The 26,009-nt window shown below is 76.0% G+C and carries 27 protein-coding genes and 3 tRNA genes; 14 read left to right on the top strand and 16 right to left on the bottom strand.

All coding sequences use genetic code 11. The features are described from left to right. Window positions 1-54: 54 nt before the first annotated feature. The 5 genes from VER05_RS19370 to VER05_RS19390 all read right to left on the bottom strand — a co-directional run bounded on the left by VER05_RS19370 (window position 55) and on the right by VER05_RS19390 (window position 4,003). Window positions 55-1,560: a hypothetical protein gene (locus VER05_RS19370; protein WP_324846943.1), complete on the bottom strand. Its 1,506-nt coding sequence runs from the start codon at window positions 1,558-1,560 to the stop codon at window positions 55-57. Then, window positions 1,553-2,854, bottom strand: a complete 1,302-nt coding sequence (locus VER05_RS19375) for a S8 family peptidase (protein ID WP_324846944.1) — start codon at window positions 2,852-2,854, stop codon at window positions 1,553-1,555. Before VER05_RS19375 ends, VER05_RS19370 begins: the two co-directional genes overlap by 8 nt. Continuing rightward, window positions 2,854-3,240: a hypothetical protein gene (locus VER05_RS19380; RefSeq protein WP_324846945.1), complete on the bottom strand. Its 387-nt coding sequence runs from the start codon at window positions 3,238-3,240 to the stop codon at window positions 2,854-2,856. Before VER05_RS19380 ends, VER05_RS19375 begins: the two co-directional genes overlap by 1 nt. A 148-nt stretch (window positions 3,241-3,388) precedes the next feature. Next, window positions 3,389-3,673: a WXG100 family type VII secretion target gene (locus VER05_RS19385; protein WP_147795412.1), complete on the bottom strand. Its 285-nt coding sequence runs from the start codon at window positions 3,671-3,673 to the stop codon at window positions 3,389-3,391. Window positions 3,674-3,691: 18 nt separating this feature from the next. Next, complete coding sequence (locus tag VER05_RS19390; RefSeq protein WP_147795413.1) at window positions 3,692-4,003, bottom strand: WXG100 family type VII secretion target; 312 nt, start codon at window positions 4,001-4,003, stop codon at window positions 3,692-3,694. 378 nt (window positions 4,004-4,381) lie between these two features. Here VER05_RS19390 and eccD point away from each other — a divergent pair, with 378 nt between their 5' ends. From eccD to VER05_RS19405, 3 genes are read left to right on the top strand one after another with little or no spacing between them, the layout of a single operon-like run. Continuing rightward, window positions 4,382-5,731 (top strand): type VII secretion integral membrane protein EccD, encoded by a 1,350-nt coding sequence (eccD, locus tag VER05_RS19395; RefSeq protein ID WP_324846946.1) that lies wholly within the window; start codon window positions 4,382-4,384, stop codon window positions 5,729-5,731. Between the two features lie 3 nt (window positions 5,732-5,734). Further along, a complete protein-coding gene (gene eccB, locus VER05_RS19400) occupies window positions 5,735-7,135 on the top strand; it encodes a type VII secretion protein EccB (RefSeq protein WP_324846947.1) in 1,401 nt (466 codons plus the stop codon). Beyond that, window positions 7,132-8,403: a S8 family serine peptidase gene (locus VER05_RS19405; protein ID WP_324846948.1), complete on the top strand. Its 1,272-nt coding sequence runs from the start codon at window positions 7,132-7,134 to the stop codon at window positions 8,401-8,403. Before eccB ends, VER05_RS19405 begins: the two co-directional genes overlap by 4 nt. Before the next feature lie 32 nt (window positions 8,404-8,435). Here VER05_RS19405 and rarD read toward each other — a convergent pair whose 3' ends face one another. Continuing rightward, window positions 8,436-9,440: an EamA family transporter RarD gene (gene rarD / locus VER05_RS19410; protein ID WP_324846949.1), complete on the bottom strand. Its 1,005-nt coding sequence runs from the start codon at window positions 9,438-9,440 to the stop codon at window positions 8,436-8,438. A 138-nt stretch (window positions 9,441-9,578) separates the two neighbouring features. Here rarD and VER05_RS19415 point away from each other — a divergent pair, with 138 nt between their 5' ends. Continuing rightward, complete coding sequence (locus VER05_RS19415) at window positions 9,579-10,976, top strand: FAD-dependent oxidoreductase (RefSeq protein WP_324846950.1); 1,398 nt, start codon at window positions 9,579-9,581, stop codon at window positions 10,974-10,976. A gap of 109 nt (window positions 10,977-11,085) precedes the next feature. Here VER05_RS19415 and VER05_RS19420 read toward each other — a convergent pair whose 3' ends face one another. Genes VER05_RS19420 through VER05_RS19430 form a run of 3 tightly spaced genes read right to left on the bottom strand, consistent with a single transcriptional unit; the run spans window position 11,086 to window position 13,630 of the window. After that, the gene (locus tag VER05_RS19420; RefSeq protein ID WP_324846951.1) at window positions 11,086-11,865 is read right to left on the bottom strand and encodes an amino acid ABC transporter ATP-binding protein; all 780 of its coding nucleotides are present in this window, start codon (window positions 11,863-11,865) and stop codon (window positions 11,086-11,088) included. Continuing rightward, window positions 11,862-12,749, bottom strand: a complete 888-nt coding sequence (locus VER05_RS19425; protein ID WP_324846987.1) for an amino acid ABC transporter permease — start codon at window positions 12,747-12,749, stop codon at window positions 11,862-11,864. Before VER05_RS19425 ends, VER05_RS19420 begins: the two co-directional genes overlap by 4 nt. Before the next feature lie 26 nt (window positions 12,750-12,775). Further along, complete coding sequence (locus VER05_RS19430; protein ID WP_324846952.1) at window positions 12,776-13,630, bottom strand: transporter substrate-binding domain-containing protein; 855 nt, start codon at window positions 13,628-13,630, stop codon at window positions 12,776-12,778. Window positions 13,631-13,746: 116 nt separating this feature from the next. On the opposite strand from VER05_RS19430, the gene htpX reads away from it, so the two are divergent. Continuing rightward, window positions 13,747-14,622, top strand: a complete 876-nt coding sequence (gene htpX, locus VER05_RS19435) for a zinc metalloprotease HtpX (protein ID WP_324846953.1) — start codon at window positions 13,747-13,749, stop codon at window positions 14,620-14,622. Between the two features lie 29 nt (window positions 14,623-14,651). Here htpX and VER05_RS19440 read toward each other — a convergent pair whose 3' ends face one another. The 5 genes from VER05_RS19440 to VER05_RS19460 form a co-directional block, all read right to left on the bottom strand. Then, window positions 14,652-15,146, bottom strand: a complete 495-nt coding sequence (locus tag VER05_RS19440; protein ID WP_324846954.1) for a hypothetical protein — start codon at window positions 15,144-15,146, stop codon at window positions 14,652-14,654. Next, window positions 15,143-16,654 carry a hypothetical protein gene (locus tag VER05_RS19445; protein WP_324846955.1) on the bottom strand — a complete coding sequence of 504 codons (1,512 nt, stop codon included), beginning with the start codon at window positions 16,652-16,654 and terminating at the stop codon, window positions 15,143-15,145. The genes VER05_RS19440 and VER05_RS19445 overlap by 4 nt, the downstream gene beginning before the upstream one ends. Next, complete coding sequence (locus VER05_RS19450) at window positions 16,651-17,460, bottom strand: hypothetical protein (protein WP_324846956.1); 810 nt, start codon at window positions 17,458-17,460, stop codon at window positions 16,651-16,653. The genes VER05_RS19445 and VER05_RS19450 overlap by 4 nt, the downstream gene beginning before the upstream one ends. Continuing rightward, window positions 17,457-17,927 carry a putative T7SS-secreted protein gene (locus tag VER05_RS19455; RefSeq protein WP_324846957.1) on the bottom strand — a complete coding sequence of 157 codons (471 nt, stop codon included), beginning with the start codon at window positions 17,925-17,927 and terminating at the stop codon, window positions 17,457-17,459. Before VER05_RS19455 ends, VER05_RS19450 begins: the two co-directional genes overlap by 4 nt. A gap of 116 nt (window positions 17,928-18,043) precedes the next feature. Beyond that, window positions 18,044-18,544, bottom strand: coding sequence for a YajQ family cyclic di-GMP-binding protein (locus tag VER05_RS19460; protein ID WP_324846958.1), 501 nt, complete (start codon window positions 18,542-18,544; stop codon window positions 18,044-18,046). Between the two features lie 126 nt (window positions 18,545-18,670). On the opposite strand from VER05_RS19460, the gene VER05_RS19465 reads away from it, so the two are divergent. From VER05_RS19465 to VER05_RS19490, 6 genes are all read left to right on the top strand, one after another. Continuing rightward, a tRNA-Tyr gene (locus tag VER05_RS19465) sits at window positions 18,671-18,752 on the top strand. Between the two features lie 170 nt (window positions 18,753-18,922). Then, window positions 18,923-18,994 (top strand) — tRNA-Thr (locus tag VER05_RS19470). A 51-nt stretch (window positions 18,995-19,045) separates the two neighbouring features. After that, window positions 19,046-19,122 (top strand) — tRNA-Met (locus VER05_RS19475). A 78-nt stretch (window positions 19,123-19,200) separates the two neighbouring features. Continuing rightward, window positions 19,201-19,371 carry a 50S ribosomal protein L33 gene (gene rpmG / locus VER05_RS19480; protein WP_179684973.1) on the top strand — a complete coding sequence of 57 codons (171 nt, stop codon included), beginning with the start codon at window positions 19,201-19,203 and terminating at the stop codon, window positions 19,369-19,371. 16 nt (window positions 19,372-19,387) lie between these two features. Continuing rightward, a complete protein-coding gene (locus tag VER05_RS19485) occupies window positions 19,388-19,837 on the top strand; it encodes an FAS1-like dehydratase domain-containing protein (protein WP_324846959.1) in 450 nt (149 codons plus the stop codon). Further along, window positions 19,837-20,259 (top strand): MaoC family dehydratase, encoded by a 423-nt coding sequence (locus tag VER05_RS19490; RefSeq protein ID WP_324846960.1) that lies wholly within the window; start codon window positions 19,837-19,839, stop codon window positions 20,257-20,259. The genes VER05_RS19485 and VER05_RS19490 overlap by 1 nt, the downstream gene beginning before the upstream one ends. 37 nt (window positions 20,260-20,296) lie before the next feature. Here the strand turns inward: VER05_RS19490 and VER05_RS19495 are convergent, their stop codons facing one another. Further along, on the bottom strand, window positions 20,297-20,596 hold the full coding sequence (locus tag VER05_RS19495) for a hypothetical protein (protein WP_324846961.1): 300 nt from the start codon (window positions 20,594-20,596) through the stop codon (window positions 20,297-20,299). Window positions 20,597-20,719: 123 nt separating this feature from the next. Then, window positions 20,720-21,787 (bottom strand): LacI family DNA-binding transcriptional regulator, encoded by a 1,068-nt coding sequence (locus VER05_RS19500; RefSeq protein WP_324846962.1) that lies wholly within the window; start codon window positions 21,785-21,787, stop codon window positions 20,720-20,722. Between the two features lie 361 nt (window positions 21,788-22,148). On the opposite strand from VER05_RS19500, the gene VER05_RS19505 reads away from it, so the two are divergent. From VER05_RS19505 to VER05_RS19515, 3 genes are all read left to right on the top strand, one after another. Beyond that, on the top strand, window positions 22,149-23,579 hold the full coding sequence (locus VER05_RS19505; protein WP_324846963.1) for an MFS transporter: 1,431 nt from the start codon (window positions 22,149-22,151) through the stop codon (window positions 23,577-23,579). Window positions 23,580-23,669: 90 nt separating this feature from the next. After that, entirely contained in the window at window positions 23,670-24,905 is a 1,236-nt protein-coding gene (locus tag VER05_RS19510) for an MFS transporter (protein ID WP_324846964.1), read from the top strand. Beyond that, complete coding sequence (locus VER05_RS19515; protein ID WP_324846965.1) at window positions 24,902-25,996, top strand: UDP-N-acetylmuramate dehydrogenase; 1,095 nt, start codon at window positions 24,902-24,904, stop codon at window positions 25,994-25,996. Before VER05_RS19510 ends, VER05_RS19515 begins: the two co-directional genes overlap by 4 nt. The last annotated feature ends 13 nt before the right edge of the window (window positions 25,997-26,009 follow it).

Consider the following 26,009-nt stretch of genomic DNA (forward strand, 5'->3'; position numbering starts at 1 on the left):
ACGGGTCACGCGGGAGCGCGTCGATGGACACGCCGGAGGATGTCGAGCGTCCCGTCACCACTCGTCCTGGTCGTCGTCCGCGACGGCCGCCACGGGCGCCGTGGGCCGGATCGCGTCCCGACCGCCGGCGCGCGCCGCCGCGCCGAGGTCCTGGCGCTGCGCGCCCTCCTCGACGTCGATGTCCGGCGCGAGCAGGCCGGCGGACGAGCGGCGCTTCGAGTCCTTCGACCCGCCCGCACCGCCGCTGCCGCCCATCGGCGCGCCCATCATGCCGCCGGCGCGGGAGCCCGAGGCGCCGGCGCCCGCGGCGCCGGCCTGCGAGCCCTGCACGAGCCCGGACGCCGAGCCGGACAGGCCGGAGCCCGAGGCGCCCGCCCCGGTCCCGCCCGCGCCGCCGAGGGTGCCGAGCGGCACCGCGCCACCCGCGCCCGTGCCGACGCCGAAGGAGCCCGCGCCGCCGAAGGAGCCGCCGCCGAGCCCGCCGGCGCCCGCGGTGCCGCCGGCCAGGCGGTTCAGCCCCGCCGCGCCGAGCGCCGCGCCGCCGACGGTCAGGCCGCCGGCCAGGCCGCCGGCACCGACGCCGCCGAGCGAGCCCGCGCCGCCCGCGCCGCCGCCGGACCCGCCGGCGCCGCCGAGGAACCCGCCGCCGCTGCCGCCACCGGGGATCGTGCCGCCGACGACGCCGTCGGACGACGAGCCGTCGCCGCGGCCGGGGATCACCCCGCCGCCGATGCCCGACCCGGCGCCGCCGCCGGTGCCGGTGCCGGTGCCCGTGCCGCCGGTGCCCGTCGAGCCGTGGCCGCCGGATGACCCCGAGCCGCCGGTGGAGCCGGAGCCGCCCGAGCCGATGCCCACGGAGCCGGAGCCGCCCGGCTCCCAGCTGCTGCCGACCGTGCCGCCGCCGGTGGTCGGGACGTAGCCCGACGTGCCGGAGGCGGTCGTGCCGGACGAGCCGGACGGGGCCCAGCCGCCGGACGGCGTGCGGCCGGTGGAGCCGGTGCCGCCCGTGCCGGGCTCGACGACGCCGCCCTCGGGATCGACGCCTTCGTTCCTCTCCCGGACGGGATCGAGAGAGATGGTGGACATCGTCGAGTTGAGCTTGTTCAGGGCCTGCGTCGCCGCGCGCTCGCGCTCCTGCTCCCGCTGCCGCGCCAGCAGGGCGCCGTCGACGACGGTCGTCGCGATGCCGACCGGGTTGGCCGCGGTCACGGCAGCCTGTGCCGCGATCCGGGCGCGGTCCGACCCGGTGAGCTCGCCGCTGGGCAGCGCGGCGTAGTCGGTCTGGGCCTGGGCGATCGCGGCGGCCGCGGCGTCGCCGCCGGCGCGGATCCCGACGATCGCGTCCGCCACATCGATCACGTCGCGGCTCAACGCGAGGAACGAGTCGGCCGCTGCGTCGTTGCTCGCACCGGCGAGACCGGCGTCCGCGGCCAGGCGCGCGAGGGTGTCGGCCGTGGACTCGATCTCCGTCCGGTGGCCGTCGAGCTGGGACCCCGAGTCGTAGACGACGTCCGGGTTGGCGTCGAGCGCGTGCCCGAGGCGTTCGGCGTTGTTACCCATGGGTCCCCCCGGTGAAGGTCGGCGGCTGCGGCTGCGGCTGGTGCTCGGGTCGGTGGTCGGCGGCGCGGCGACGCCGGGCGACGACGACGGCGGTGGTCGCTCCCGCGACGAGGACGAGGGCGACACCGGCCCCGACCAGGACCGGCACCAGCGCGCCGTCGGACGACTCGTCCTCCGACGGCTGCTCGGGTGCAGCCGGCGCCGCGGGCTCCTCGCTCGGCTGCGGGTCGGCCACGGCATCCGCGTCGGTGTCACCGAGCACCTGGTCGATGCTCGGGATGAGGATCGGGTTGTCGGACAGGAACGGGTTCTCGTCCGGGTAGGTGGTGGGGTCGACGCTGAGCAGCGTGCGGACGTTGACGAGGCCGTAGCCCCAGTCCTTGTCGTGGACGGGCTCGTGCACCTCGCCGTCCGTGGTGTGGATGAGGGCCTGGAGGATCTGGTTGCCGGTCGCGTCGGGGTGGGCGGACCAGGCGAGCGCCAGGGCGCCGGCGGTGAACGCCGCGGAGTTCGACGACCCGTCCGCGATGACGTAGGAGGTCCAGTCCTCGGCGACGCCGCGCATCCGCTCCCCGGGTGCGACGACCCCGAGTCGCTCACCGGACGAGCTGCCCTGGGAGAGCTGTCCCGCCTGGTTCATCCAGCCCGTCGCGACGACGCCGTTCATGCTCCCGGGGGCCTCGGCCACCGCGCCGGAGTAGTTGCCACCCGCGCCCACCACGATGACGCCGGCCTGCAGGGCCTCCGTGATCCCGGCCGCGCCGAAGTTGTTGCTGCCCGGGACCACGATGATGTCGACGCCGTCGGCGATCGCGTCCCGGATCGCGTCGTCCCGGTTGCCGCTGACGCCCTCCGGGCTCGTGCACGCGTCCCCGACGTTGATCGTGTAGGCGCGCACGGATGCGCCGGGGGCGACACCGGGGATGCCGGGGCGGTCACCGGATCCTGCGTCCGTCCCCACCATGAGCGCCGCCATCGACGTGGCGTGCCGGGCGTCCGGGTCGGTGGAGACCGCGGGGAACGCCGTGCCGTCCTCCGCCGCGCAGTACGACGGCTCGCGGGCGGTGACGTCGGCACCGACGAGGTCCGGCGCCGCGGGGTTGATCTGGGTGTCCAGCAGCCCGATGGTGATGCCCTCGCCGGTCGACTGCTGGTGGGCGTTCGCCAGCCCGGCCGCGTCGTAGTACCAGCGCCCGTCGTCGGTGGCGGCCGTCGCCGCGACCGGCGCGGACAGGGCGAGCAGCAGAGCGGCGGTGCCTGCCGCGCGCCCGAGGTTCCGTCGCGTCGGGCGCATCAGTTCAGCTGCCGCTGGTGCGCCGTCGCGGAGCCGTTGACCGGTGCAGGACGCGAGTCGATGCGCTCCTGCAGCCCGCGCAGCAGCTCGTCGATCGACTCGTCGGCGCGATTCAGCGAGCGGTACGAGTCGTCCAGCGCCTGCCGGTTCGCCTCGATCGAGTCCCGGATGGTGCCGAGCCGCTGCTCGACCATCCAGAGCCTGTTCCGGTACTGGTCCGCGAAGTCCGCGACGCTCGGGATCTCGGACGGCCACACCGCGGAGGTCTGGTCGAACCGGATCTGCGTGACCTGCCTCTTGAGGTTCTCCGTGATGTCGAACAGCGTCACGAGCTTGCTCAGCCGGTCACGGATGATCTCCGCCTCGTACCCGGTGTCCGCTGCCACGTCCGTCCTCCGCAAGAAGTGTCCTGCGCGTCGCCCCCTGCGACGCGATGCCGCGCGGCCGCGCCCGGGCCGTCCTGGGTGACGGCGGGCGCGACCGCGCGGTCGTGCTGGGTCGGCCCCCGCGCTCAGGCGCGGGGGCCGGGGTGGTTCACCAGCGGGCGGCGTTGGCCCGCTCGGTGGACTGGTACTCCTCGCCGGAGGTCGACACCGCGCGGCCGACGTCGGCCAGCAGCGCCTTCATGTCCGTCAGCGCGGCCTCCCACTTCGCCTTCGCGGCGGTGTAGGCGGTCGACGCCTCGCCGGACCAGTTGGCCCGGAGCGGCTGCAGGGAGCGGTCGAGGTCCGCCAGGCGGGACTCGATGTTGCTCGCGCTCGACTGGATGTCGGCGGCGGCGGTGGACAGGCCACCGAAGTTGACCTTGAGGTCAGCCATCGTCTCGTCCTCTCCCGATCAGCCCAGCCGGCCCTGGAGGCGGCTGAAGGTGGACTGCTGCGACTCGTCCGACGCGGTGTACGTCGACTGCGAGGTGAGCAGGTTGGCCTCGAACTCGTTGAGCGCGGACACGATCTTGTTCGCGTCCTCGCGCCACCGGGCCATCAGCGCGTTGAACGCGACGGCGCCCTGGCCCTGCCAGTGCGACCCGATGCCGGACAGCTTGCCCTCGAGAGCGCTCAGCTCGCGCTGCAGCTCCCCACGGCTCTGGACCACGGCGTCGGCGCCCTGCTTGAGCGCGCCGTCTGCTGCGGAGACCTCTGCTGCCATGTCACCTCCCCCTACACGGCCCCGTGGGCCTGCCTGACGTGCGCCGCTGCGGCGCCGCCTGTGCCCGAGCTCACTCGACCCCGGAACCGCGTCGAGGCTAGCCGACAGGTCGCGGACGCGTCAGGTGAGATCACCCGCGCTGTGGACAACCACGCTGACTGGTGTCATGCATCACCCGTTCGGCCCAGTCATGCGGTGGGTTCTGTCACCCTGCGTCCCATTTGCCGGGCAGGACGCCCACCGCGCGGGGGACGGCCGTCCGGGCGCGGCGGCCGAGAGTCCACCCGGTCGGCCGCGCCCACCCGTGCGCCCCGCGGGCGGGATCGGCTGCCGTCGCTATGCTGACCGCCGACCTGCCCAGGGAGTACAGGGGACCCGATGACAGACGCACCCGCCGCCACGACGTCCGTGGGGACGCTCGTGCGGGTGTCGGTGACCGCCGGGGACCGCCGCCTCGACCTCGGCATCCCGGGCGCCGTGCCGATGGCCGAGGTCGTCCCCGGCCTGGCCCGCGCGCTCGGCCTGCTGGACGCCGCCACCGCGCACGGCGGCTACCGCCTGGTGCGGGCCGACGGCACGCCGATCGACTCCGCCCGCAGCCTGCTGGCCGAGGGCGTCGAGGACGGCGCCGTGCTGACGCTCGAGTCGGGCGCCCGCCGCGACGCGGAGCGGATCTACGACGACGTCGTGGAGGCCGTGGCCGACGCGGTGGAGAACCAGTACGCCCCGTGGACGCCGCGCGACTCCGCGCTGAGCGCCGCGTGGGCCGCCGGCGCCCTGCTGCTCGCGGGCGCCGCGCTGCTGCTCGGGGCCGACCAGGCGTCGCTCGTCCCGCCGGTCGTCGCCGCGCTGGCCGCCCTCCTCGCCCTGGTGGCGGGCGCCGTCGTCGGCCGGGTGGGCACCGAGCCCGCCGCCGGCCGGGTGCTCGTGCTGACCGCGCCCGTGCTGGCCGCGGTCGCCGGCCTCACCGCCGGTTCCGGGGCGCCGTCCTGGGGCTGGCCCGCCGCGCTCGCCGGGACCGGGGTGCTGGTCGCCGGCCTGCTCGGCATGCCCGCGCTGGTCGACCGCCGCGAGCTGAGCGCCGCGCCGCTGGCCGGCGGGCTCGCGCTCGCCGTCGCCGGGACCGCGATCGCGCTCACCGACGCCCGCCCCGGCGAGGTGCTGGCGGTCGTGGTGGCCGTCGTCGCCACCGCCAGCATCGGCGTCCCGTGGCTCGCGCTGTCCAGCACGCCGCTGCGCGTGGTGTCGCCGCGCAACGACGCCGAGATCCTCGCCGACCCGCCCGCGGTGCAGTCCGCGCGGGTCCGCGCGCAGCTCGCCGCCGGCCACCGCATCCAGGTGGCGCTGCGGGTCGCGATCGGGGTGCTCGCCCTGGTGGCCGCACCCGCGGTCGTCGCGACCGGTGTCGCCGGAACGGTGCTGCTCGTCCTCGCCGCCGCGGGCCTGCTGCTCGCGACCCGGCAGACCTACTCGCGCCTGGACGTGCTGCTCACGGTCGGGCTGTCCGTGGCGCTGCTGGTCGTCGTCGCGGTCGTGGCCGCCGCGCAGCACCCAGGCTGGCGCCCGGCGCTCGTCGGCGTGGCCGGCGCGGCCGCCGCGGTGGTCGTCGGCCTCGGCCTGGTCGCCCCGCGCCGCCGGGTCGGGCTGGCGCGGCTGGGCGACTTCCTCGAGATCGCCTGCCTGGCGCTGCTGCTCCCGCTCGGCGTCGTCGCGGCGGGCCTGGTCTGACCGGTGGCGTCCAAGCGCGACCTCGTCGAGGCGCAGACCTACAGCCGCCGGCGCCTGCTCACGGCGTTCACCAGCGGCGCGCCCGGCGGGCGGGAGCTCGAGCCCACCAAGCCGCTGCGCGGCGTCGTCGCGGGCGTCTCGCTGTCCGTGCTGCTCGTGCTGGGCAGCCTCGGGTTCGGCCTGCTCAGCCCCACGCTGCCGGACGGCTGGGACGACCAGTCGCTGGTCATCGTCGAGGGCGACGGCAGCCGGTACGTCGGGATCCAGGGCACGCTGCACCCGGTGCTCAACGTGACCAGCGCGCGCCTGGTCCTCGACTCCGGCTCGTTCCACGTGGTCGACGTCAGCGAGGACGACATCACCGACGCCCCGCGCGGCGCGACCATCGGCATCGCCGGAGCCCCCGACGAGCTGCCGCTCGCGAGCCGGCTCGCGGCGACGGGCTGGGCGGCGTGCGTCGCGCCCGACGGCGGCACGGCGCTGACCATCGACCCCGACGCCCCGGCACCGGTGGCGGACCCCGGCGCCGGCGCGCTCGTGGAGGCCGCGGGGACCCTGTACCTGGTCTCCGACGGCACCCGGCACCGCATCCCCGCCGGCGACGAGGCCGCGGTGCTGCGCGCGCTCGGCCTGGACACCGCCACCCCGCTCGCCGCGGGCGCCGACTGGGTCAACCTCGTGCCGGTGGGCTCGGACCTCGCGCCGCTGACCGTCGAGGGCGCCGGAGACGCGGCGCTGCCCGAGGGCGGCCTGCCGATCGACACCCGGGTGGGCACGCTGGTCGAGGTGACCGGGGTCGGCGACGGCGCCCGGCGCTACGTGGTCGACGCGCGCGGCGAGCTCGCGCCGCTGTCCGACCTCGCCTACCCGCTGTACCTGCTGGGCGCCGGCGACCTCGCCGCACAGCCGCTGGAGGTCACCGCCGCGGAGATCGCCGCCGTGCGCACCTCCGCGACCCCGGTCGCGCCGGCGGACCTGCCGGCCACCGTGCCGACGCTGCCCGCCGCCGGGTCGACCGCGTGCGTGGTGCTCACGACCGGCGACGCCGAGCGGGTCGACCTGGTGCTGCGCGACGGCGCCGAGGTGGCCGCGGGCGTGCGGGTCGCGCCCGGGTCGGGCGCCCTGGTGCGCGCGCAGACGACCGACGGCGCCGCCGCGACCGTGCGGCTGGTCGACGGCTCGGGCCGCGCGTACCCGGTGCCGGACGCGGGCGACGAGGTGCTGGCCCGGCTCGGCTACGCGCCGGACGACGTCACGCGGGTGCCGCCGGCGTGGGCCGACCTGCTGCCGACGGGGCCGGACCTGACCGTCGAGGCGGCCGCGACCGAGGTCTCGGGCGGGACCGCGGCGTCGGGCGTCGGCGCGACGACGGGCTCGACGGGCGCGAGCACCGAGGCCCCGTGACGCCCCGACCCGCGCGCGGCGGGCGGCCGGTCCTCGCCGGCCTCGCCGCCGCGCTCCTGCTGGCCGGCCCCGGTGTCGGCGCCGCCCTCGCAGCGGGCCCGGTCCCGGCGCGCGTGCCCGCGGCGACCACCACGCAGTGCACCCAGGAGAAGACCCAGTACGTCGCCGACGCCCCGCCCGCCCTCACCCGGCTCGCCGCGGAGCGCGCGTGGCAGTCGGCTACCGGCGCGGGCGTGCTGGTCGGGGTCGTCGACTCCGGCGTCGACCCGGGCAACGCCCACCTGGCCGACGCCGTCGTCCCCGGGGTCGACCTGGTCGGCGCCGCGGGCGACCCGGCCGGGCGCACGGACACCGCCGGGCACGGCACGGCCGTCGCGGGCCAGATCGCCGCGCGGGCGCTGCCGGACCTGGGCTCGGGCGTCGTCGGCCTCGCCCCCGACGCGACGATCCTCCCGGTGCGCGTCTACTACGCCGACGACGACCAGGCGCGCGAGCAGGGCGTCGCCCCCGACGCCGGCCGGATCGCGGCGGGCATCGACGCCGCCGTCGCCGCGGGCGCCCGGGTGGTCAACGTGTCGATGAGCACGCCGAACGACACCCCGGCGCTGGCCGACGCCGTGCGGCGCGCGGCCGCGGCCGGCTCCCTCGTCGTCGCCAGCGCGGGCAACCGGAACACCAGCAGCGACGAGACGGACGGCCCCCGCTACCCGGCGGCGTACGACGGCGTGCTGTCGGTGACCGCCGTCGACGTGGACGACCAGCCGGCGGGCGACGCGATCCACGGCGCGCACGTCGACGTCGCCGCGCCGGGCACGAACGTGCTCACGACCTTCCACGCGGCGGGCGACTGCATGCTGTCCGGGGAGGGCACCTCCACGAGCTTCGCGACCGCGTACGTCAGCGCCGCCGTGGCGCTGCTCGCCGAGCGGTACCCCGAGGAGACCCCCGCGCAGTGGGCCTACCGGCTCGAGGTGACGGCCGCCCGGGCGCAGCCCGCCGAGCGGGACGACCTGGTCGGCTGGGGGGTGGTCCGCCCGGACGCGGCGCTGGGCTTCGTCGACGACGGGACGGCCCCCGGCCCCGTCAGCCCGGTGCACGGGCGCGCCGACGCGCAGGCGGCGGACGTGCGGACCGTCGACGTGACGCCGCGGGAGGACCCGCTCGCCGGGGCGCGCGCGGGGGCCGTGTGGTGGGGGATCGGCGGGGTCGCGGTCGTGCTGCTCGCGGCGCTGGCCGCGCGCGTGGCGGGGCGGCGCCGCCGGGGCTGAGCGCCGCCGGGGCCGAGCGCCACCGGGCGCGGTCAGCCGGTGACGGCCGGCGCCGTCGCCGCGGCCGCCGCGCGCAGCCGCTGCGCCCGCTGGGTCCGCACCCCGTCGACCGTCAGCAGCACCAGCGCGACCCACACCAGCCCGAAGCCCCACCAGCGCGCCGGCGGCATCGTCTCGTGCAGCACCAGCACGCCGATGACCAGCTGGAGCACCGGGGCGAGGTACTGCAGGCTGCCGACGACGCTCAGCGGCAGCCGGCGGGCCGACTCGCCGAACAGCAGCAGCGGCAGCGCCGTCGCGATGCCGGTCCCGGCGAGCGCGAGCGCGTGCCAGATCCCGGTCGCGGCGAACGTCGACCCGCCGGACGCCCCGAGCCAGACCAGGTAGCCGGCGGACAGCGGCGCGAGCACGAGCGTCTCCGCGGCGAGCCCGGGCGCGGCGGCGACGCTGCGCCCGACCCGGTTCTTGAGCAGGCCGTACACGCCGAACGACCCGGCCAGCGTGAGCGCCACCCAGGGCAGCCGCCCGAGGCCGACCGTGATGACCACGACCGCCGTGACGCCGAACCCGAGAGCGACCCACTGCGTCCGGCGCAGCCGCTCGCGCAGCACGACGACCGCCAGCAGCACGGTGACCAGCGGGTTGATGAAGTAGCCGAGCGCGGCGTCGACCACGTGCCCGCCGAGCGCGGCGAACACGAACGTGAGCCAGTTGACCGCGAGCAGCACGGCCGCGGCGGCGATCAGCGCCATCGTGCGGCGCGAGCGGAGCACGACGCCGAGCGCGCGCCAGGTGCGGGTCGCGGACAGCACGACCGCGCAGAAGATCAGCGACCACAGCACCCGGTGGGCGACGACCTCGACGGCGCCGGACGGCTTCAGCAGCTCGAAGTACAGCGGCAGGACGCCCCAGAGCAGGTACGCGCCGACGCCGGCGGCGAGGCCGCGGGGGTCGAGGGCGCCGGTCGGGGCGGGGGCTGCGGGCGCCGCCGCGGCCGCGGTCGGGCTGCCGGGGACGGACGGGGAGGGCGTGCTCACGACCCGACGCTAGCGCCGCCCGCCGACGCGCCCGGGCGTCGTCCGCGCCCGCGCGGGGAGAACGGCGGGAAGTCGGGGCAGATCGGCAGAGGTTAGGTCGTCCTACACTGGTCGGCGACCCCGAAGGAAGGCACCTGCGTGACCTCGAACCGCCCCGTCCGCGTCGCCGTCGTCGGCGCCGGCCCCGCCGGCATCTACGCGTCGGACATCCTCAGCCGCTCGGGCCTGGACGTGTCCATCGACCTGATCGAGCGCCTGCCCGCGCCGTTCGGGCTGGTCCGGTACGGCGTCGCGCCCGACCACCCGCGGATCAAGCAGATCATCGTCGCGCTGCACAAGGTGCTGGAGCGCGGCGACATCCGGCTGATCTGCAACGTCGACTACGGGGTGGACCTCAAGCTGGAGGACCTGCGCCGGCACTACGACGCGGTGGTGTTCGCGACCGGCGCCATCAAGGACGCCGAGCTGCCGATCCCGGGCATCGACCTGGACGGCTCGTACGGCGCCGCCGACTTCGTGTCCTGGTACGACGGCCACCCGGACGTCCCGCGCACCTGGCCGCTGACCGCGCAGCACGTCGCGGTGCTGGGCGCCGGCAACGTGGCGCTCGACGTCGCCCGGATCCTCGCCAAGCACGCCGACGACCTGCTGCCGACCGAGGTCCCGCAGAACGTCTACGACGGCCTGAAGGCCAGCCCGGTGACGGACGTGCACGTGTTCGCCCGCCGCGGCCCGGCGCAGGCCAAGTTCTCCCCGCTGGAGCTGCGCGAGCTCGGCCACGTGCCGGACGTCGACGTCGTCGTGTACCCGGAGGACTTCGACTTCGACGAGGGCTCGATGGCCGCCATCCACTCGTCGAACCAGACCAAGCAGGTCGTCAAGACGCTGACCGACTGGACCCTGAAGGAGCCGGAGGAGCTGACGGCGAGCCGCCGCATCCACCTGCACTTCCTGCACAAGCCGGTCGAGGTGCTGGGCGAGGGCGGCAAGGTCGTCGGGCTGCGCACCGAGCGCACCGCGCTGGCCGGCGACGGGACGGTCGCGGGCACGGGGACGACGTACGACTGGCCGGTGCAGGCCGTGTACCGCGCGGTCGGCTACTTCGGGTCCCCGCTGGTGGACGTGCCGTTCGACGAGGCCAAGGGCGTCATCGCGAACCGCGAGGGCCGGGTCGTGGACGTCGACGGCGAGCCGGTGCCCGGCGTCTACACGACCGGCTGGATCAAGCGCGGGCCGGTCGGCCTGATCGGGCACACCAAGTCCGACGCGAGCGAGACGATCCGGCACCTGGTCGAGGACGCCGGCGACGTGACGGAGCCGGGCAACCCGTTCCTGTCCGCCACCGAGCCGGACCCGCAGGCCGTCGTCGACGCCCTGACCGCGCGCGGCGCCCGCCCGATCCACTGGGCCGGCTGGGAGCTGCTGGACGCGTACGAGCGGGCGCTGGGCGAGCCGCACGGGCGCGAGCGGGTCAAGGTCGTGCCGCGCGAGGACATGGTGCGGATCGCGCTGGCCGAGGCGGCCGGCGAGGCCTGACACCCCCGGGGGTGGAACCGAGTGGAGCGTTCTGCCGCGACACGCCGCGCGTGTCGGGCAGGACGCTCCACTCGTTTCCACTCGTACGTGGGCGAGCGGCCCCCCCGGGTCAGCCCGTGAAGCGGCGCAGGAACTCCTGCGTGCGCTGCTCGCGCGGGGCGCCCAGCACCTGCTCCGCCGGCCCGCGCTCCAGGATCCGGCCCTGGTGCAGGAAGCAGACCTCGTCGGCGACGTGCCGCGCGAACGCCATCTCGTGCGTCGCCACGACCATCGTCGTGCCCTCGTCCTTGAGCTCGCCGAGCAGGTCGAGCACCTCGCCGACCAGCTCCGGGTCGAGCGCGCTGGTGACCTCGTCGAGCAGCATCAGCGCCGGCTGCGTCACCAGCGCCCGCGCGATCGCCACGCGCTGCTGCTGGCCGCCGGACAGCTCGTCCGGGAACGCCTGCGCCTTGGCGCCGAGGCCGACCCGCTCGAGCATCGCCGCGGCGCGCTCCCGGGCCTCCCGCTTCCCGACCTTGTGCACCAGCCGCGGCGCCAGCGTCACGTTGTCGAGGACCCGCAGGTGCGGGAACAGGTTGTAGGCCTGGAACACCATGCCGATCCGGGCGCGCACGGCGTTCGCGTCGACGCGGGGGTCCGTGACCTCCTGGCCGGCGACCTCGATGACGCCGTCGTCGACCTCCTCCAGCAGGTTCACGCAGCGCAGCAGCGTCGACTTCCCGGAGCCGGAGGCGCCGATCAGCACGACGACCTTGTGCTCGGCGACGTCGAGGGACAGGTCGTCGAGCACCACGTGGTCGCCGAACGCCTTGCGGACCCGGTCGACGCGCAGCAGCGGCGAGCCGGCGGGGACGACGTCGGGGGCGGCGCCCGCGGTCGGGCCGGTCATCGCATGGCCCCCGCGCCGGCCAGCCCGCTCTGCGAGCCGAGCCAGCCGCCGCGCTTCGCGAGCGCGTCGGTGAACCGGGTCAGCGGGATGGTCAGCAGCACGAACAGCACGCCCGCGACCACGTAGGGCGTGAAGTTGGCGTAGGTGGCCGTCTGGATCTGCGCGGCGCGCACCGCGTCCACCGCGCCGAGGATCGAGATCAGGCCCGAGTCCTTGGACAGCGACACCAGGTCGTTCAGCAGCGGCGGGATCACCCGGCGCACGGCCTGGGGCAGCACGACGTGCCGGAGCGTCTGCCCGCGGGTGAGGCCCAGCGACCGCGCCGAGGCGACCTGCGACGGGTGCACCGACTCGATGCCCGCGCGGAACACCTCGGCCACGTACGCCGAGTACGTCAGCACCAGCGCCAGCCCGCCGAGCACGACCGCCGACGTCGGGACGCCCTGCAGCCGCAGCCCGGGCAGGCCGAACCCGACGAGCAGCAGCACGAGGATGAGCGGCAGGCCGCGGAACACGTCGACGTAGCCGGTGGCCAGCGCGCGCAGCGGGAAGAACGCCGGCCCGCGCAGCGTCCGGGCGAGCGCCAGCAGCATCGCCACGACGACGATGATCACCGCGCACGCGGCCATCACGCGGACGTTCAGCCACAGGCCCTCGAGGACCTTGGGCAGCGACGCCCAGGCGACCTCGGGGTCGAGGAACGACTGCTTGACCCGCGGCCACCCCGGCGAGCTCACCAGCCCGAGCACGGCGACGGCCGCCACCACCACGGTGCTGACCAGGGCGACCACCGTCGAGCGGCGGGTCTGCCCGCGCCGGTAGGCGTCGCGCTCGCGCTGCCGGTCGGACGGCACCCACGCGGGGCGGGTGCCGTCCGGCGGCATCGCGGGGTCCGCGGGTCCCGCGGGCACTACTGCAGGACCGGCGCGCCGGCCGCGTCGGTGAGCCACTGCGACTCGAGGTCGGCGAGCGTGCCGTCCTCGCGCAGCGCGTCGACGGCCTCGGTGACGGGCTGCGTCAGCGAGGAGCCCTTGTCGAGGACCAGGCCGAGCTGGTCCGCGCCGGCCGCGTCGTCCGCCGGCAGCTGGCCGACCAGGACGCCGCCGTCGAGCTCGGCCGCGGTGATGTAGAGCGCGGTGGGCAGGTCGACGACGATCGCGTCGACCAGGCCCGCCTGCAGCGCCTGCTTCACCTGGTCGTTGTCGTTGAACACCTGGATGTCGGTGCTCGGGTCGATCGCGTCCTGCGCGACGGTGAGGCTGGTGGTGCCGACCATCGCGCCGAGCTTCGCGTCCTTCAGCTCGGCCAGCGAGGTCGCGCCGGCGACGGAGGAGCCCTCCAGCGTCACGACGGCCTGCGCGGTGTCGTAGTACGACGACGAGAAGTCGAGGTTCTCGGCGCGCTCGGGGCTGATCGACACCTGGTTGATCGCGAAGTCGAACGACTTGGCCCCCGGGGCGATGATCTGGTCGAACGTGACCGGGACCCACTCGACCTGGTCGGCGTCGTAGCCGAGCTGCTGCGCGACCGCGTAGGCCACGGCGGCCTCGAAGCCCTCGCCGCTGCTCGGGTCGTTGCCGACGACCCAGGGCTCGTACGCCGGGTCGGAGGTGCCGATCGTCAGCACGCCGTCGGTCAGCGTGTCGAGCGCGCCCTCGGCGGCGGACGACGACGCCGGCGCGTCGCTCCCCTCGTCGACGGGCGCACAGGCCGCGAGCGCCAGCGCGCTCGCGGCGGCCAGGGCCAGGATGCGGACGGTACGCACGGTGTCTCCTCGGGGACGGCGGGATGTGCGGGGTCAGGGTAGGGGAACTGGTCGGCGGCCTGCCGCGTTGTTCGGGACGCGGGACGAGCTGTCGGCCGCGACGAGGAAGGACGGACATGGGTCACCGGCACTACAACGGTCTCAAGACGGCGCTGCTGTTCGGCGTCCTGTGGGCCGTACTGCTCGGCATCGGCGCGTTCGTCGCGAACGGGCGGTACATCTTCCTGTTCGCGCTGGCCGGTCTCGCGATGACCGCGTACTCCTACTGGAACTCCGACAAGATCGCGATCCGCGCCATGCACGCGCGGCCGGTGTCGGAGATCGAGCAGCCCGCCATGTACCGGATCGTCCGCGAGCTCTCCACCGCCGCGCGCCAGCCCATGCCGCGCCTGTACGTGTCGCCGACCGCCGCGCCGAACGCGTTCGCCACCGGGCGCAACCCGCGGAACGCGGCCGTCTGCTGCACCGAGGGCATCCTGCAGATCCTCGACGAGCGGGAGCTCCGCGGGGTGCTCGGCCACGAGCTCATGCACGTCTACAACCGGGACATCCTCACGTCGTCGATCGCCGCGGCCGTGGCCGGCGTCATCACCTCGGTCGCGCAGTTCGCGCTGTTCTTCGGCGGCGGCAACGACCGGGACCGCGGCGGCAACCCGATCGCGGCGCTGCTCATGGTGTTCCTCGCCCCGCTCGCGGCGACGCTCATCCAGCTCGCGATCAGCCGCACCCGCGAGTACGACGCCGACGAGGACGGGGCGGCCCTCACCGGCGACCCGCTCGCGCTGGCCTCGGCGCTGCGCAAGCTCGAGCAGGGCACCGCGGCCCGCCCGCTGCCGCAGGAGCGGGATCTGGTGGACGTGTCGCACCTGATGATCGCGAACCCGTTCAAGGGTGCGGGCATCGGCAAGATGTTCGCGACGCACCCGCCGATGGCGGACCGGATCCAGCGCCTGGAGCGCATGGCGGGCTACGGCGGCGTCGAGCGGTACTGACCGGCGTCGCTCGACCGCGGACGCCGCGCTCAGCTGCTCGACGTCGGGGCCCCGGTGGGGGTGGCGCCGGGCTCGGTCAGCGAGGGCGGGGTGCACGCGCGCCTCGTCGCCGTCGGCTGCGGCTCCGTGGGACGCGGGCCGTACCGCTCGCCGAGCCGCGCCTCGCCGACCAGGTCCGCCGCGCGCACCGTGGTGCCGCCCTGCTCGACCTGGACCGCGCGCAGCGAGGTGTCCTGCCGGCCCTGGTAGAGCACGGCGAGCGTCTCGTCGAGGATGCAGAGCGGGTCGGCGCCGCGCTCGGCGGTCACGGTTCCGGCGTAGGCCGGGATGTTCCCGAAGTTCAGCTCCCACCGCAGGTCCGCCGCCGCGACGCCCGGCAGCCCGGCGACCTGCTCGAACAGCACGTCGTCCGGGACCGGCCCGCGCGACTTCCCGGACGGGCCGATACCGCACCCACCGAGGCCGCCCGCGAGCACCCCCGCGATCGCGGCGCCGACGAGCACCCTCGCCCCGGACCGCCTCACCACGTGGTCACGTCCCACCGGGTCGTCGTCCCGCCGCCCCGGAAGAACGACGCCTGCTCGTCGAGCCACGCGCGCACCGACGGGTCCGTCGACGCGTCCACCAGCGCGCCGGTCTGCGCGTAGGCGTCCGTGCCGTGCGCGGCGCCGAGGTGACGGGGCGGGGCGTGCTGCGTCGCCTCCGGGTGCTCCGGGTCCGGATCGCCGACCGGTGCCCGCGCGAGGTCGCGCTCGACGGTGATCCAGGACGGCCGGTCCGGGTTCTCCCGGCCCTCCAGCATCGGGACGGCGTCCTGGTCGTGCTCCAGCGCCAGCACCGCCACCGAGCCGGGGATGTCGAACCGCGCGATCGGCGACCCGCCCGTCACGACGGCCCGCACGTCGTACCGGTCGCGGAACGCCGGGTCGGCCGCGAGCGAGGCGGCGGTGATCCCGCCCTGGCTGTGCCCGGCCAGCAGCACCGGGTCGCGGAGCCCGATCCCGGCGGCGACCATCGCGGCCCGGACCTGGTCGCCCAGGTGCGTCGGCTCGCCGGCCATCAGGCGGAGGTTCGTGGTGAGGTCGACGGGGTTGCCTCCGCGCACCGGCTCCCACGGCTGGGTGCCGGGGACCTGGACGATCCACGACGACGTGCCGTCGGCCTGCCGCACCTCGCTGATCTGCACCTGGCCCCAGCTCTCCAGCTGCCCGATGCTGCCCTGCTCCGTGAAGATGTCCTCGACCGAGCGCGGCGCGTGCCCGGTGAAGTCGCCCTCGACCTGCCGCACCCCGACGTCGCCGGTGTCCCGGAACATCCCGAGCAGCCCGCCCGCGTGGATCAGCCCGCCCACGGCGTCCTCGTACGACGCGGTCGGCCACCGCCCGCCGGAGAGCACGTAGGGCACCGTCACCCCGCCGAGCGGCCCGCCCAGCAGCGTGCCGAGCGACCACGTCGAACCCTGGACCAGCCCGGGCGCGGCGCGCGTCAGGCCCTCCAGCAGCCACGGGTTGTCGTACAGCCCGCCCACGAGGGCGCCGGGCACGCGCGCCGCGTCGATCCGCTGCGCGGCGAGGACCAGCGCGGGCCAGGTCGACGGCGTCGAGGCCGCGGACAGGCCCACGCCGAGGGCCACGAGGGTGCTGCCCGCCGCCAGGAGCGGCAGCGCCGATCCCAGCGCGAACCCGGCGGCGGTGTGCAGCGCCTCCAGCACCCGCTGCTGCGTGCTGTCGACGAGCTCGTACGTGGTGGCCGAGGCCCGCAGCACCACGGCGGTGCCCTCGAGCCGTGCGCTCAGGACGAGCAGCCCGTCCGCGCCGAGGGACGCCGCCGCGACGGAGCCGGCGACGGCCGCGACCTCCCCGGGGCACAGCAGCGTGGCGACGGCGACCTCCGGGTGCACCGCGACGGCCGCGACGGACCCGCTCCACCGCCGCACGTCGTCGCCGGCCGCGTCCAGCAGCCCCGCCTCGGAGCGCAGGTCCTGCAGTCGCGCGCCGACCCCGCCGGCGCCGCCGCTCACGCTGATGGTCACGCGTCGCCCTCCGTCGTCGTCGCGGTCGGGAACCGTCCGGTCAGGTCGTGCAGCAGCGTGGTCCGCACGTCCTCGCGGCTCCGTGGGGTGTGCACGACGTGGCCGTCGGCGGTGCGGGCCAGCTCGACCCAGCCGGCGTCCGTCCGGAGCAGGCTGAGCGTCGAGACGTCCGCGCGGCCGCGGCTCGCGACCGACACGACCAGGCTGCCGTCGGTGCCGCGGACGGCCGCCTCGACCACCGCGGGCGGGCCGTCGGTGCCGAGCTCGGCGCACAGGGCGTCGACGGTCGTCGTGTCGCCGGTGCGGATCGCCTGCGCGAGCGCGATCGTCAGCTCCTCGGGGACGGTCGCCGGGGCGGCCGCCACCCGGACCGGGGCGTCGGGGACGTGCCGCAGCACCTCGTCGAGGAGGCGCCCGACGGGGAACGCGCTCACCTCGACGCCGGGCCGCGGCGTGCTGCCGGCCAGGCCCGCACCCGGGACGACGTCGACGCCCCGTGCCAGGCCGGATCCCGCCGCGGGGTCGCACCAGAGGACGGCGAGCAGGGCGCGGTCACCCGCGGCGGCGGCCACCTCGATCGTCACGGTCGCCGCGCCGGCGCCCTCGACCGCGGCGCGCAGCACCGGGTCCGGATCACCGGAGCGCTCGGCGGGGCCGGCCGGCGCGACCGCGGACCCGTCGCGGTCCACCGGCAGCACCCCGGCCCACCCGGGCAGGCCGGGGACGCCGGCGCTCGCGGCGGCCCACTCCTGCTCGCCGAGCCGGGCCCGGAGCGCGCCGTCCTCCGGCGCGAGCGTGGCGGTCACCCGATCCGCCCGATGCGCTCGGCGACGCCGGACCAGTCGGGGGAGCCGGGGGTGGGCAGCCCGCCGGCGACGGTGCCGAGCACGGTGTGCGCGGCCCGGCGCGCGGCCCGCTCGCCCGCGGTGAGCACGTCGTCGGCCAGCCCGCCCAGCCGGCCGACGGTGCGCCGCGCGTCGTCGACCCGGTCCTCGACGAACCGCATCGCCCGGCGGATGGTCGCCTGCCGGGCCTCGAGCTGGTCCGCGAGCCGGTCGAGCGCGGCCGCGGCGCCGAGCACCTGGTCCTGGGCCGCGGCCACCCGCCGCCCGTGCTCGGCCAGGCGCTCGCGGTACCGGTCGGCGGCGACCCCGACCCACGCGATCCCGGCGCCCGCGCGGACCCGGTCGCCCGTGCGGGCCACCTCGTCCGCCGTCGCGCGCAGCCGCCCGGCGTGCTGCCGGATCGCCTCGGGATCTCCGCCTGCCGTCATGCCCGTCGATGCAACCAGAGGTCACGAGCCCGCGACAGGGCCACCCGCCGCGCCTGTGGACGACGCGAGGCCCGGCGCCCGGTCCCGGGTGCCGGGCCTCGCGGAGGCGCGTCGCGTCAGCGGTAGTTGATGAACTGCAGCGCGGCGTCGATGTCGTCGGCGCCCTTGAGCAGCGCGATGACCGCCTGCAGGTCGTCGCGCGCCTTCGCGGAGACGCGGACCTCGTCGCCCTGGATCTGCGTCTTGACGCCCTTGGGGCCCTCGTCGCGGATGAGCTTGGTCACCTTCTTCGCGATCTCGGAGGACAGGCCCTCCTTGATCGAGGCCTCGAGGCGGTACTCCTTGCCGGACGGCTTGGGGTCGCCGTCGCCGGTGTCGAGCGCCTTGAGGGAGATGTTGCGCTTGATGAGCTTGGTCTGGAACACGTCGAGGACGGCGCGCACGCGCTCCTCGGAGTTCGCGGCCATGACGATCTTCTCGCCGCTCCACGCGATCGAGGCGCCGACGCCCTTGAAGTCGTACCGCTGCGCGATCTCCTTGATGGCCTGGTTCAGCGCGTTGTCGACCTCCTGGCGGTCCACCTTGCTGACGACGTCGAACGACGACTCGCTCGCCATGACTCCTCCTGACCTGTGGTGCTCCGGTGCTGCTGTGCCGACGACGGGCCGGTTTCGGAACCGGCCCGAACCCTTGCTATCCTTCCATCCGCACCCCGGAGACGCAGTCACCGAGGCGCGCACCCTGGCGGGTTACCCGAGTGGCCAAAGGGGGCTGACTGTAAATCAGCTGGCATCGCCTACGGGGGTTCGAATCCCTCACCCGCCACGCACGTCACGACGGGGCGTCCTCCGCACGGAGGGCGCCCCGCCGTCACGCACGGACCGGGCTCGACCTGCTCCGGGCCGGCACGAGGACGGGCTCCGACCTGCGCGATCACGCGGGTGGGGGAGCCGATTTCGCACCGGCCAGGAGCACCGTGTAGCCTGGTCCGCGCTGCCCCGATAGCTCAGTGGTAGAGCACTTCCTTGGTAAGGAAGAGGTCACGGGTTCGAATCCCGTTCGGGGCTCTGTGGTGTGTCGCAGGCCAGGACAGCGTCCTGGCCCGCGTGCGCACCCGAGGCGGGGTAGCTCAGTTGGTGAGAGCGCACGACTCATAATCGTGAGGTCGCGGGTTCGAACCCCGCCCCCGCTACCAGCACTGAATCCAGTGGGGCGTCCGCCGGCGCCCGACGACGAAGATCCAAGCGCCGCGTGCGCGAGAGGTGGCATGACCATGGCCAGCAAGAGCACGGACGTCCGTCCGAAGATCACGCTCGCCTGCACGGAGTGCAAGGAGCGGAACTACATCACGAAGAAGAACCGTCGGAACGACCCCGACCGGCTCGAGATGAAGAAGTTCTGCCCGCGCGACGGCCGTCACACGCTGCACCGCGAGACCCGCTGACCCAGCGGCACCGATCGTGGCCGTCAACCCCGAGTACGCGGGACGCGAGTACCCGCCGAACGAGGCGTACGAGGTCGGCCGCGAGCATCTCCGCGCGTTCGCGGAGGCGGTCGGGGCGACGCACCCGGCCCACACCGACGTCGACGCGGCGCGGGCACTCGGGCACCCCGACGTGATCGCGCCGCCGACGTTCGCCGTCGTCGTGGCGCAGCGCGCCGAGGCGCAGCTGATCGAGGACCCGCAGGCGGGCATCGACTTCAGCCGCGTGGTGCACGCCGACGAGCGGTTCATCCACCACCGCCCGATCCACGCCGGCGACCGTCTGGTCACCGTGCTGCACGTGGACGCGGTCACCGAGCGCGCCGGCCTGTCGATGGTGACGACCCGCGCCGTGATCAGCGCCGAGGGCGGCGAGCCCGTCGCCACGGTGACGTCCACGCTCGCGGTGCGGGGGGAGGACGCCTGATGGCCCCCGTCTTCGAGGACCTGGCCGTCGGCCAGGAGGTCGGTCGCCGCGAGGTCGCCGTCGACCGGTCCCGGCTCGTGCGGTACGCCGGCGCGTCCGGCGACTTCAACCCGATCCACTGGAACGAGCGGTTCGCGACCGAGGTCGGGCTGCCCGGCGTCATCGCGCACGGCATGTGGACGATGGGTGCCGCGGTCGGCGTCGTCGCCGACTGGGTCGGCGACCCCGGCGCGGTCGTGGACTACCAGACCCGGTTCGCCCGGCCCGTGCCGGTGCCGGACCCGGGCGCCGCGGCCGTCGAGGTCGTCGCCGTGGTCGGCGCGCTCGACGCCGACACCCGCACCGCGCGGATCGACCTGACGGTCACCGCCGCGGGCGCCCGCGTCCTGGCCAAGTGCCAGGCGCTCGTCCGCCTCTCCTGACCCGGGCGGTCGCCCGCCCGGGCCGCGGTCGACGCGCTCAGGAGAACAGCGACGCCATCGTGATGAGCACGACGAGCGCCCCGACGCCGACGAGCAGCCCCCAGCGCCACCACCAGCCGAGCGTGAGCTCGCGGTCGGCGCCGGTGTGCGCCACCTCCTCGGGCGACATCGGCCGGGTGGCCCACCCCTGCTCCGTGGCGGTCGCGAGCGCGTAGCGCAGCCCGAACGAGACCCGGAACAGCCAGAAGACGTGGACGTACCCGTAGGAGAGCACCAGCGCCTGGGTCGGGCTCACCTGGCGGGACGTGTTCCTGCGTCCCCAACCGAAGAAGATCACGCACAGCTCCTCGCTCGAACGGCGCGGCGGGTCCCGGGCCGGGCGCGACCCTAGCGCGTGGCCCGGTCGGCCCGTGACCGATCAGGCATCCGGGTGACGCGCCGGGGGCGACGCGGCCCGCGCTCAGGCCGCGGGCGCCGGCCCCGTCGTCGTGCCGACGCGGAGCTCGACCGGCAGGACCTCGTCCGCCGGGTCGCCGCCCGCCAGCAGGGCCTCGATCGCCCGGCCGACCACGGCGCCCTTCTCGGTGATCGGCTGTGCCACGGTCGTGAGCACGTCGGGCGCGAGCCAGGGGAGGTCCAGCCCGTCGAACCCGGCGACCGACACGTCCTCCGGGACGCGCAGCCCGAGCTCGCGCGCGCCCAGCACGACGCCGGAGGCGAGCAGGTCCGACTGCGCGACGACGGCGGTGGGCCGGGTGGCCGCGGGTCCGGACAGCAGGGCCTGCGCCGCGGCGTGCCCGTGCTCGACCAGCGACGCCGGCGTCTCGTACACCGCGACCGGGTCGACGCCCGCGTCGTGCAGCCCGTCCAGCCGGCGGCGCGCGATCGACCAGGTGATGTGCCCGAGCCGCTCGGCGTCCGCGAGCCCGCTGCGCCGGTCCGGGCCGAACGGCAGCGTCACGGTCGCGATCCGCTCGTGGCCGAGGGCGGTCAGGTGCCGGGCGACGTCCGCGACGCCGCCCCGGTCCTCGATGCCCACCGTGACGATGCCGGGCAGGTCCTGCCCCTCGACGACGACCAGCGGGATGCCGCGCCGCTGCAGCGCCTGCAGCGTCGGGTCGTCCAGCGTGCCGCCCCAGATGAGCACGGCGACGTCCATCGCGGCGGACTCCACCAGCGGGTCGACCAGGGGCGCGCCGGGCTCCAGCGAGCCCGGCACCAGCAGGACGCCGAGCCCGAGGGGGCTGATCGTGTCGACCAGGCCGTCGAGCAGCTGGACGGACACCGGCTCGCGGAACGACCGGCGCAGGGCGTCGCCCACGACCACGCCCACGATGCCGGACCGCCCGCTGCGCAGCTGCCGCCCGAGCGGGTTCGGCCCCGCGTAGTCGAGGCCGGCGGCGGCGTCGAGCACCCGCTGCTTCGTCGCCTCGGCGATCGGGCCGGCGCCGGAGAAGGCCAGCGACGCGGTCGAGACCGACACCCCGGCGGCGGAGGCCACGTCGGCCAGGGTGGGTCGCTGGGACACCGCGGCGCCTCCGGGTCCGGGGCTCGGGGGTGAGGGGCGTCACCGTCCCCGTGAGTCGTTGACGCCGCCGCCAGCGTACCCGCACACTGGTGACCTCCCCCGAATCGATTCGACCGCCCGCTCCGGCGCCCGGATCGAATCGATTCGAACCGGGCCTCGACCCGGCCGGGACCTCCGCTTGACCACCCCCTTGCACCGATCTGGAGCTGCCGTGAGCCAGCAGCGGGCCCGCACCGGGCGCGCCCCCCTCCGCCCGGCCAACCGCCGACCCCGACCTGAGGCCCCCGTGACCGGCGGCCGCCGGCCGGGGCGGTCCGGCCGGGCCACGTCGCCGACCCCACATCGGCCCGTCGACCCGGCGGTGCACCGCGCCCGCTGGCTGCTGATGGGCCTGTTCGCGCTGAGCGGGCTCATGCTGTCCGGCTGGCTCGCCCGCCTGCCCGCCGTGCGCGCGTCGCTCGACCTCGGCACCGCCGAGCTGGGCGGCCTGCTGATCGCCGGCTCGATCGGCTCGCTCGCCACGGTGTCGGTCGCGGGCGTGCTGGTGAACCGGTTCGGCGGGCGCGCGGTGCTCTACGTGTCGATGGTGGCGTTCGCCGCGGCGTACGTGCTGATCGGCGTCGGCCCCACCATCGGCTCGGTGCCCGTGCTGACGGTCGGCATCTTCCTGTCCGGCGTCGGGTTCGCGATCGGCAACGTGCCGCTGAACGTCGAGACCGCGGCCGTCGAGCGGCGGATGGGCCGCACGGTCCTCCCGCAGTTCCACGCCGCGTTCTCGATCGGCTCGGTGCTCGGCTCCGGCATCGGCGCGCTGTGCGCCGCGGCCGACGTCCCGCTGCTCGCGCAGTTCGTCGCCACCGCCGTCGTCGGCACCGTCTGGCGGCTGCTGTCGGTGCCGGGCGCCGTCATCGAGTCGCTGCCGCCGGACCGCGCCGCGCTCGCCGCCGCCCGCGACGCCCGCGCCGGGGGCCGCACCCCGCGCGAGGCGGGCCTCGCCGGCCGGCTGCGCGCCGCCCGGGTCCGCCGCGTCGCCCGACCCGGCTCCGCGCTCGGCGCCTGGCGCGAGCCCCGCACGCTGCTGATCGGCGTCGTCATCATGTCCGCCGCGCTGTCGGAGGGCGCCGCCAACGACTGGCTGGCCATCGCCGTCGTCGACGGGTTCGACCAGGTCGAGGCCGTGGGCGCCGCGATGTTCGGCGTGTTCGTCGGCGCGATGACGCTGGTCCGGCTGCTCGGCACGAAGCTCATCGACCGGTACGGCCGGGTGACCGTGCTGCGCACCTCGGGCCTGGTCTCGTTCGGCGGCCTGGTGCTGTTCGGGTTCGCGCCGTCGCTGCCGCTCGCGGCGGTCGGCATCGTGGCGTGGGGCTGCGGCGCCGCGCTCACCGTCCCGCTGGGCATCGCGGCCGCGTCGGACGACCCGCTGCGCGCGGCGAGCCGGGTGGCGGTCATCTCGGCGTTCTCCTCGACGGCCTCGCTCGCCGCCCCGCCGCTGCTGGGCCTCGCCGCCGAGCTCACGGGCACCCGGCACGCGCTGCTGCTCATCACCGCGGCGATGATCGCGTCGGTGCTGCTCGCCCGGACGGTGCGCCGTCCGGACGGCGTCGCCGGCTCCGGCCACGCCGCCGCCGGCCCCGCCGACGACCCCGGCGCCCCCGTCGTCGCCACCGCCGAGCCCGCCGCGGTGCCCGCGCTGGACGGCCCCGGGGAGGACGCCGTGTGCGTGCCCTCCGGTAGCGTCCGACGCGAGCCCGCCGGCGACCACGTGCCGGAGCCGGCCCGCCCGGCCTGACCCCGGGCCCGGCCCCGGGCCCGACCCCGGGTCGGGCCCACCGCGTCCGCACCCCCGACCCCGACCCGCACGACCCCGTGGAGCCCCGCGATGACGCACCCCACCCCGATCGCCCCGCGCGCCGTCCGCACCGCCTCGGTCGCGGTGTTCACGGTGTTCGCCCTGTCCGGGTTCAACTTCTCGAGCTGGGCGGCGCGGCTGCCGGCGGTCCGGGACGCGCTCGGCCTGTCCGAGGCCCAGATGGGGCTGCTGCTGCTCGTCGGGTCGTGCGGGTCGCTCGTGGCGCTGCCGCTCTCCGGCCTGGTCGTCACCCGGATCGGGGCGGTGAAGGCGGTCGCCGGGTTCGCGCTGCTCAACGCGGCCGGCCTGACGATCGCGACCTTCGGCGCCGCGCTGGGCGAGGTGGTCGTCACGGCCGCGGGCCTGGTGGTGTTCGGCGTCGGCACCGGCGTCTGGGACGCGGCGATGAACCTCGAGGGCGCGATCGTCGAGCAGAAGCTCGGGAAGACGGTCATGCCGCGGTACCACGCGGGCTTCTCGCTCGGGACCGTGGTCGCGGCCGGCGTCGCCGCCCTGGTCGCGGCGCTGCACGTGCCGGTCCAGGTGCACGTGCCGGTCGCGGTGCTGCTGTCGTCGGTCGCGGTGCTGGTGGCCGTGCGCTCGTTCCTCCCCGCCGGGCAGCACGCGCCCGCCGGCGGCGACGCGGCCGCGCAGCACGCGCCGCGGTCGGTGTTCGCCGCGTGGTTGGAGCCGCGCACGCTCCTCATCGGCCTCGTCGTCCTCGCCGCGGCCCTCACGGAGGGCGCGGGCAACGACTGGCTGAGCCTCGCGGTGGTGGACGGGTTCGACCGGTCCGACGCGGTCGGCGCGATCTCGTTCGGCGTGTTCGTCACCGCGATGACCGTCATGCGGTTCCTCGGCACCGCGCTGCTCGACCGGTTCGGCCGGGTCGCGGTCCTGCGGCTGTGCGCCGGCCTGGCGCTGGTCGGCCTGCTGATCTTCGGCCTGGTGCCCGACGACCTGCTGTGGCTCGCGCTCGTCGGCGCGGTGCTGTGGGGCATGGGCGCGGCGCTCGGCTTCCCGGTCGGGATGAGCGCGGCGAGCGACGACCCGCTGCGCGCGGCGGCCCGGGTGTCCGTGGTGTCGACCATCGGCTACTCGGCGTTCCTCGCCGGCCCGCCGCTGCTCGGCCTGCTGGCGCACGAGGTCGGCTACCGGCACGCGCTGCTGGCGATCGCGGTGCCGATCGTCGTCGGCCTGCTCGTCGTCAACGCCGCCGCACCGGCGCGGCAGGAGCCCGCGGAGCGGCCTACGCTCGTCCCGTGACCACCGACGTCCAGTCCACGACCTTCAGCGAGCTCACCACCCTCGGGGTGGGCGGGCCCGCGAGCCGGCTCGTGGACACGACCACCGAGGCCGAGCTGATCGACGCGGTGCGCACCGCCGACGCCGAGGGCGTCCCGCTGCTGGTGCTCGGCGGCGGGTCGAACCTGCTGGTGTCGGACGCCGGCTTCGACGGCCTCGTGGTCCGGGACGTCCGGCGCGACCTGACGACGCCCGACCACTCGGCGTGCGCCGGCGTGACCGTGACCGCCGCCGCCGGCACCCCGTGGGACGACGTCGTGGCGCACGCGGCCGCGCACCGGCTCAAGGGGATCGAGGCGCTGTCCGGCATCCCCGGGTCGACCGGCGCGACCCCGGTGCAGAACGTCGGCGCGTACGGCCAGGAGGTGTCCCAGACGATCGCGACCGTGCGGGTCTGGGACCGCGTGCGCGCGCGGGTGCGGACGCTGCCGGTCGTCGACCTGCAGTTCGGCTACCGCACGTCGCTGCTCAAGCGGTCGATGCGCGCGCTGCCCGACGCGGCCGACCCCGGCGCCCCCTGGTTCCCGACGCCGCGGTACGTCGTGCTGGACGTGACGTTCCAGCTCCGCGTCGCCGACCTGTCCGAGCCCGTCCGGTACGGCGAGCTCGCGCGGGCGCTCGGCATCGAGGTGGGCGAGCGGGCGCCGCTGCCGGAGGTGCGCGCGACGGTGCTCGCCCTGCGCGGGCGCAAGGGCATGGTGCTCGACCCGGCGGACCCGGACACCCGGTCGGCGGGGTCGTTCTTCACGAACCCGGTGCTGACCGAGGCCGACGCCGCGGAGCTGCCCGAGGGCGCCCCGCGGTTCCCGGCCGGCGACGGCCTGGTGAAGACCAGCGCGGCGTGGCTGATCGAGCAGGCCGGGTTCGTGAAGGGCTACGGCCTGCCCGGGCCGGCGGCGCTGTCGACCAAGCACACGCTGGCGCTGACGAACCGCGGCGGCGCGAACGCGGGCGACCTGCTGGCCCTGGCTCGGACGGTCCGGGACGGCGTGGCGCAGCGGTTCGGCATCGTCCTGGAGCCCGAGCCGGTCCTGGTCGGCACCGACCTCTGAGGTCCGTGCGGCC

Source organism: Cellulomonas sp., from assembly GCF_035634735.1.
In the GTDB taxonomy this organism is placed as follows: domain Bacteria; phylum Actinomycetota; class Actinomycetes; order Actinomycetales; family Cellulomonadaceae; genus Cellulomonas.

Coding starts and splice junctions, on each gene's coding strand:
- VER05_RS19370 (WP_324846943.1), bottom strand. CDS start 1,560: ATGGGTAACAACGCCGAACGCCTCGGGCACGCGCTCGACGCCAACCCG.
- VER05_RS19375 (WP_324846944.1), bottom strand. CDS start 2,854: ATGCGCCCGACGCGACGGAACCTCGGGCGCGCGGCAGGCACCGCCGCT.
- VER05_RS19385 (WP_147795412.1), bottom strand. CDS start 3,673: ATGGCTGACCTCAAGGTCAACTTCGGTGGCCTGTCCACCGCCGCCGCC.
- VER05_RS19390 (WP_147795413.1), bottom strand. CDS start 4,003: ATGGCAGCAGAGGTCTCCGCAGCAGACGGCGCGCTCAAGCAGGGCGCC.
- eccD (WP_324846946.1), top strand. CDS start 4,382: ATGACAGACGCACCCGCCGCCACGACGTCCGTGGGGACGCTCGTGCGG.
- VER05_RS19420 (WP_324846951.1), bottom strand. CDS start 11,865: ATGACCGGCCCGACCGCGGGCGCCGCCCCCGACGTCGTCCCCGCCGGC.
- VER05_RS19425 (WP_324846987.1), bottom strand. CDS start 12,749: ATGCCGCCGGACGGCACCCGCCCCGCGTGGGTGCCGTCCGACCGGCAG.
- htpX (WP_324846953.1), top strand. CDS start 13,747: ATGGGTCACCGGCACTACAACGGTCTCAAGACGGCGCTGCTGTTCGGC.
- VER05_RS19455 (WP_324846957.1), bottom strand. CDS start 17,927: ATGACGGCAGGCGGAGATCCCGAGGCGATCCGGCAGCACGCCGGGCGG.
- VER05_RS19460 (WP_324846958.1), bottom strand. CDS start 18,544: ATGGCGAGCGAGTCGTCGTTCGACGTCGTCAGCAAGGTGGACCGCCAG.
- rpmG (WP_179684973.1), top strand. CDS start 19,201: ATGGCCAGCAAGAGCACGGACGTCCGTCCGAAGATCACGCTCGCCTGC.
- VER05_RS19490 (WP_324846960.1), top strand. CDS start 19,837: ATGGCCCCCGTCTTCGAGGACCTGGCCGTCGGCCAGGAGGTCGGTCGC.
- VER05_RS19510 (WP_324846964.1), top strand. CDS start 23,670: ATGACGCACCCCACCCCGATCGCCCCGCGCGCCGTCCGCACCGCCTCG.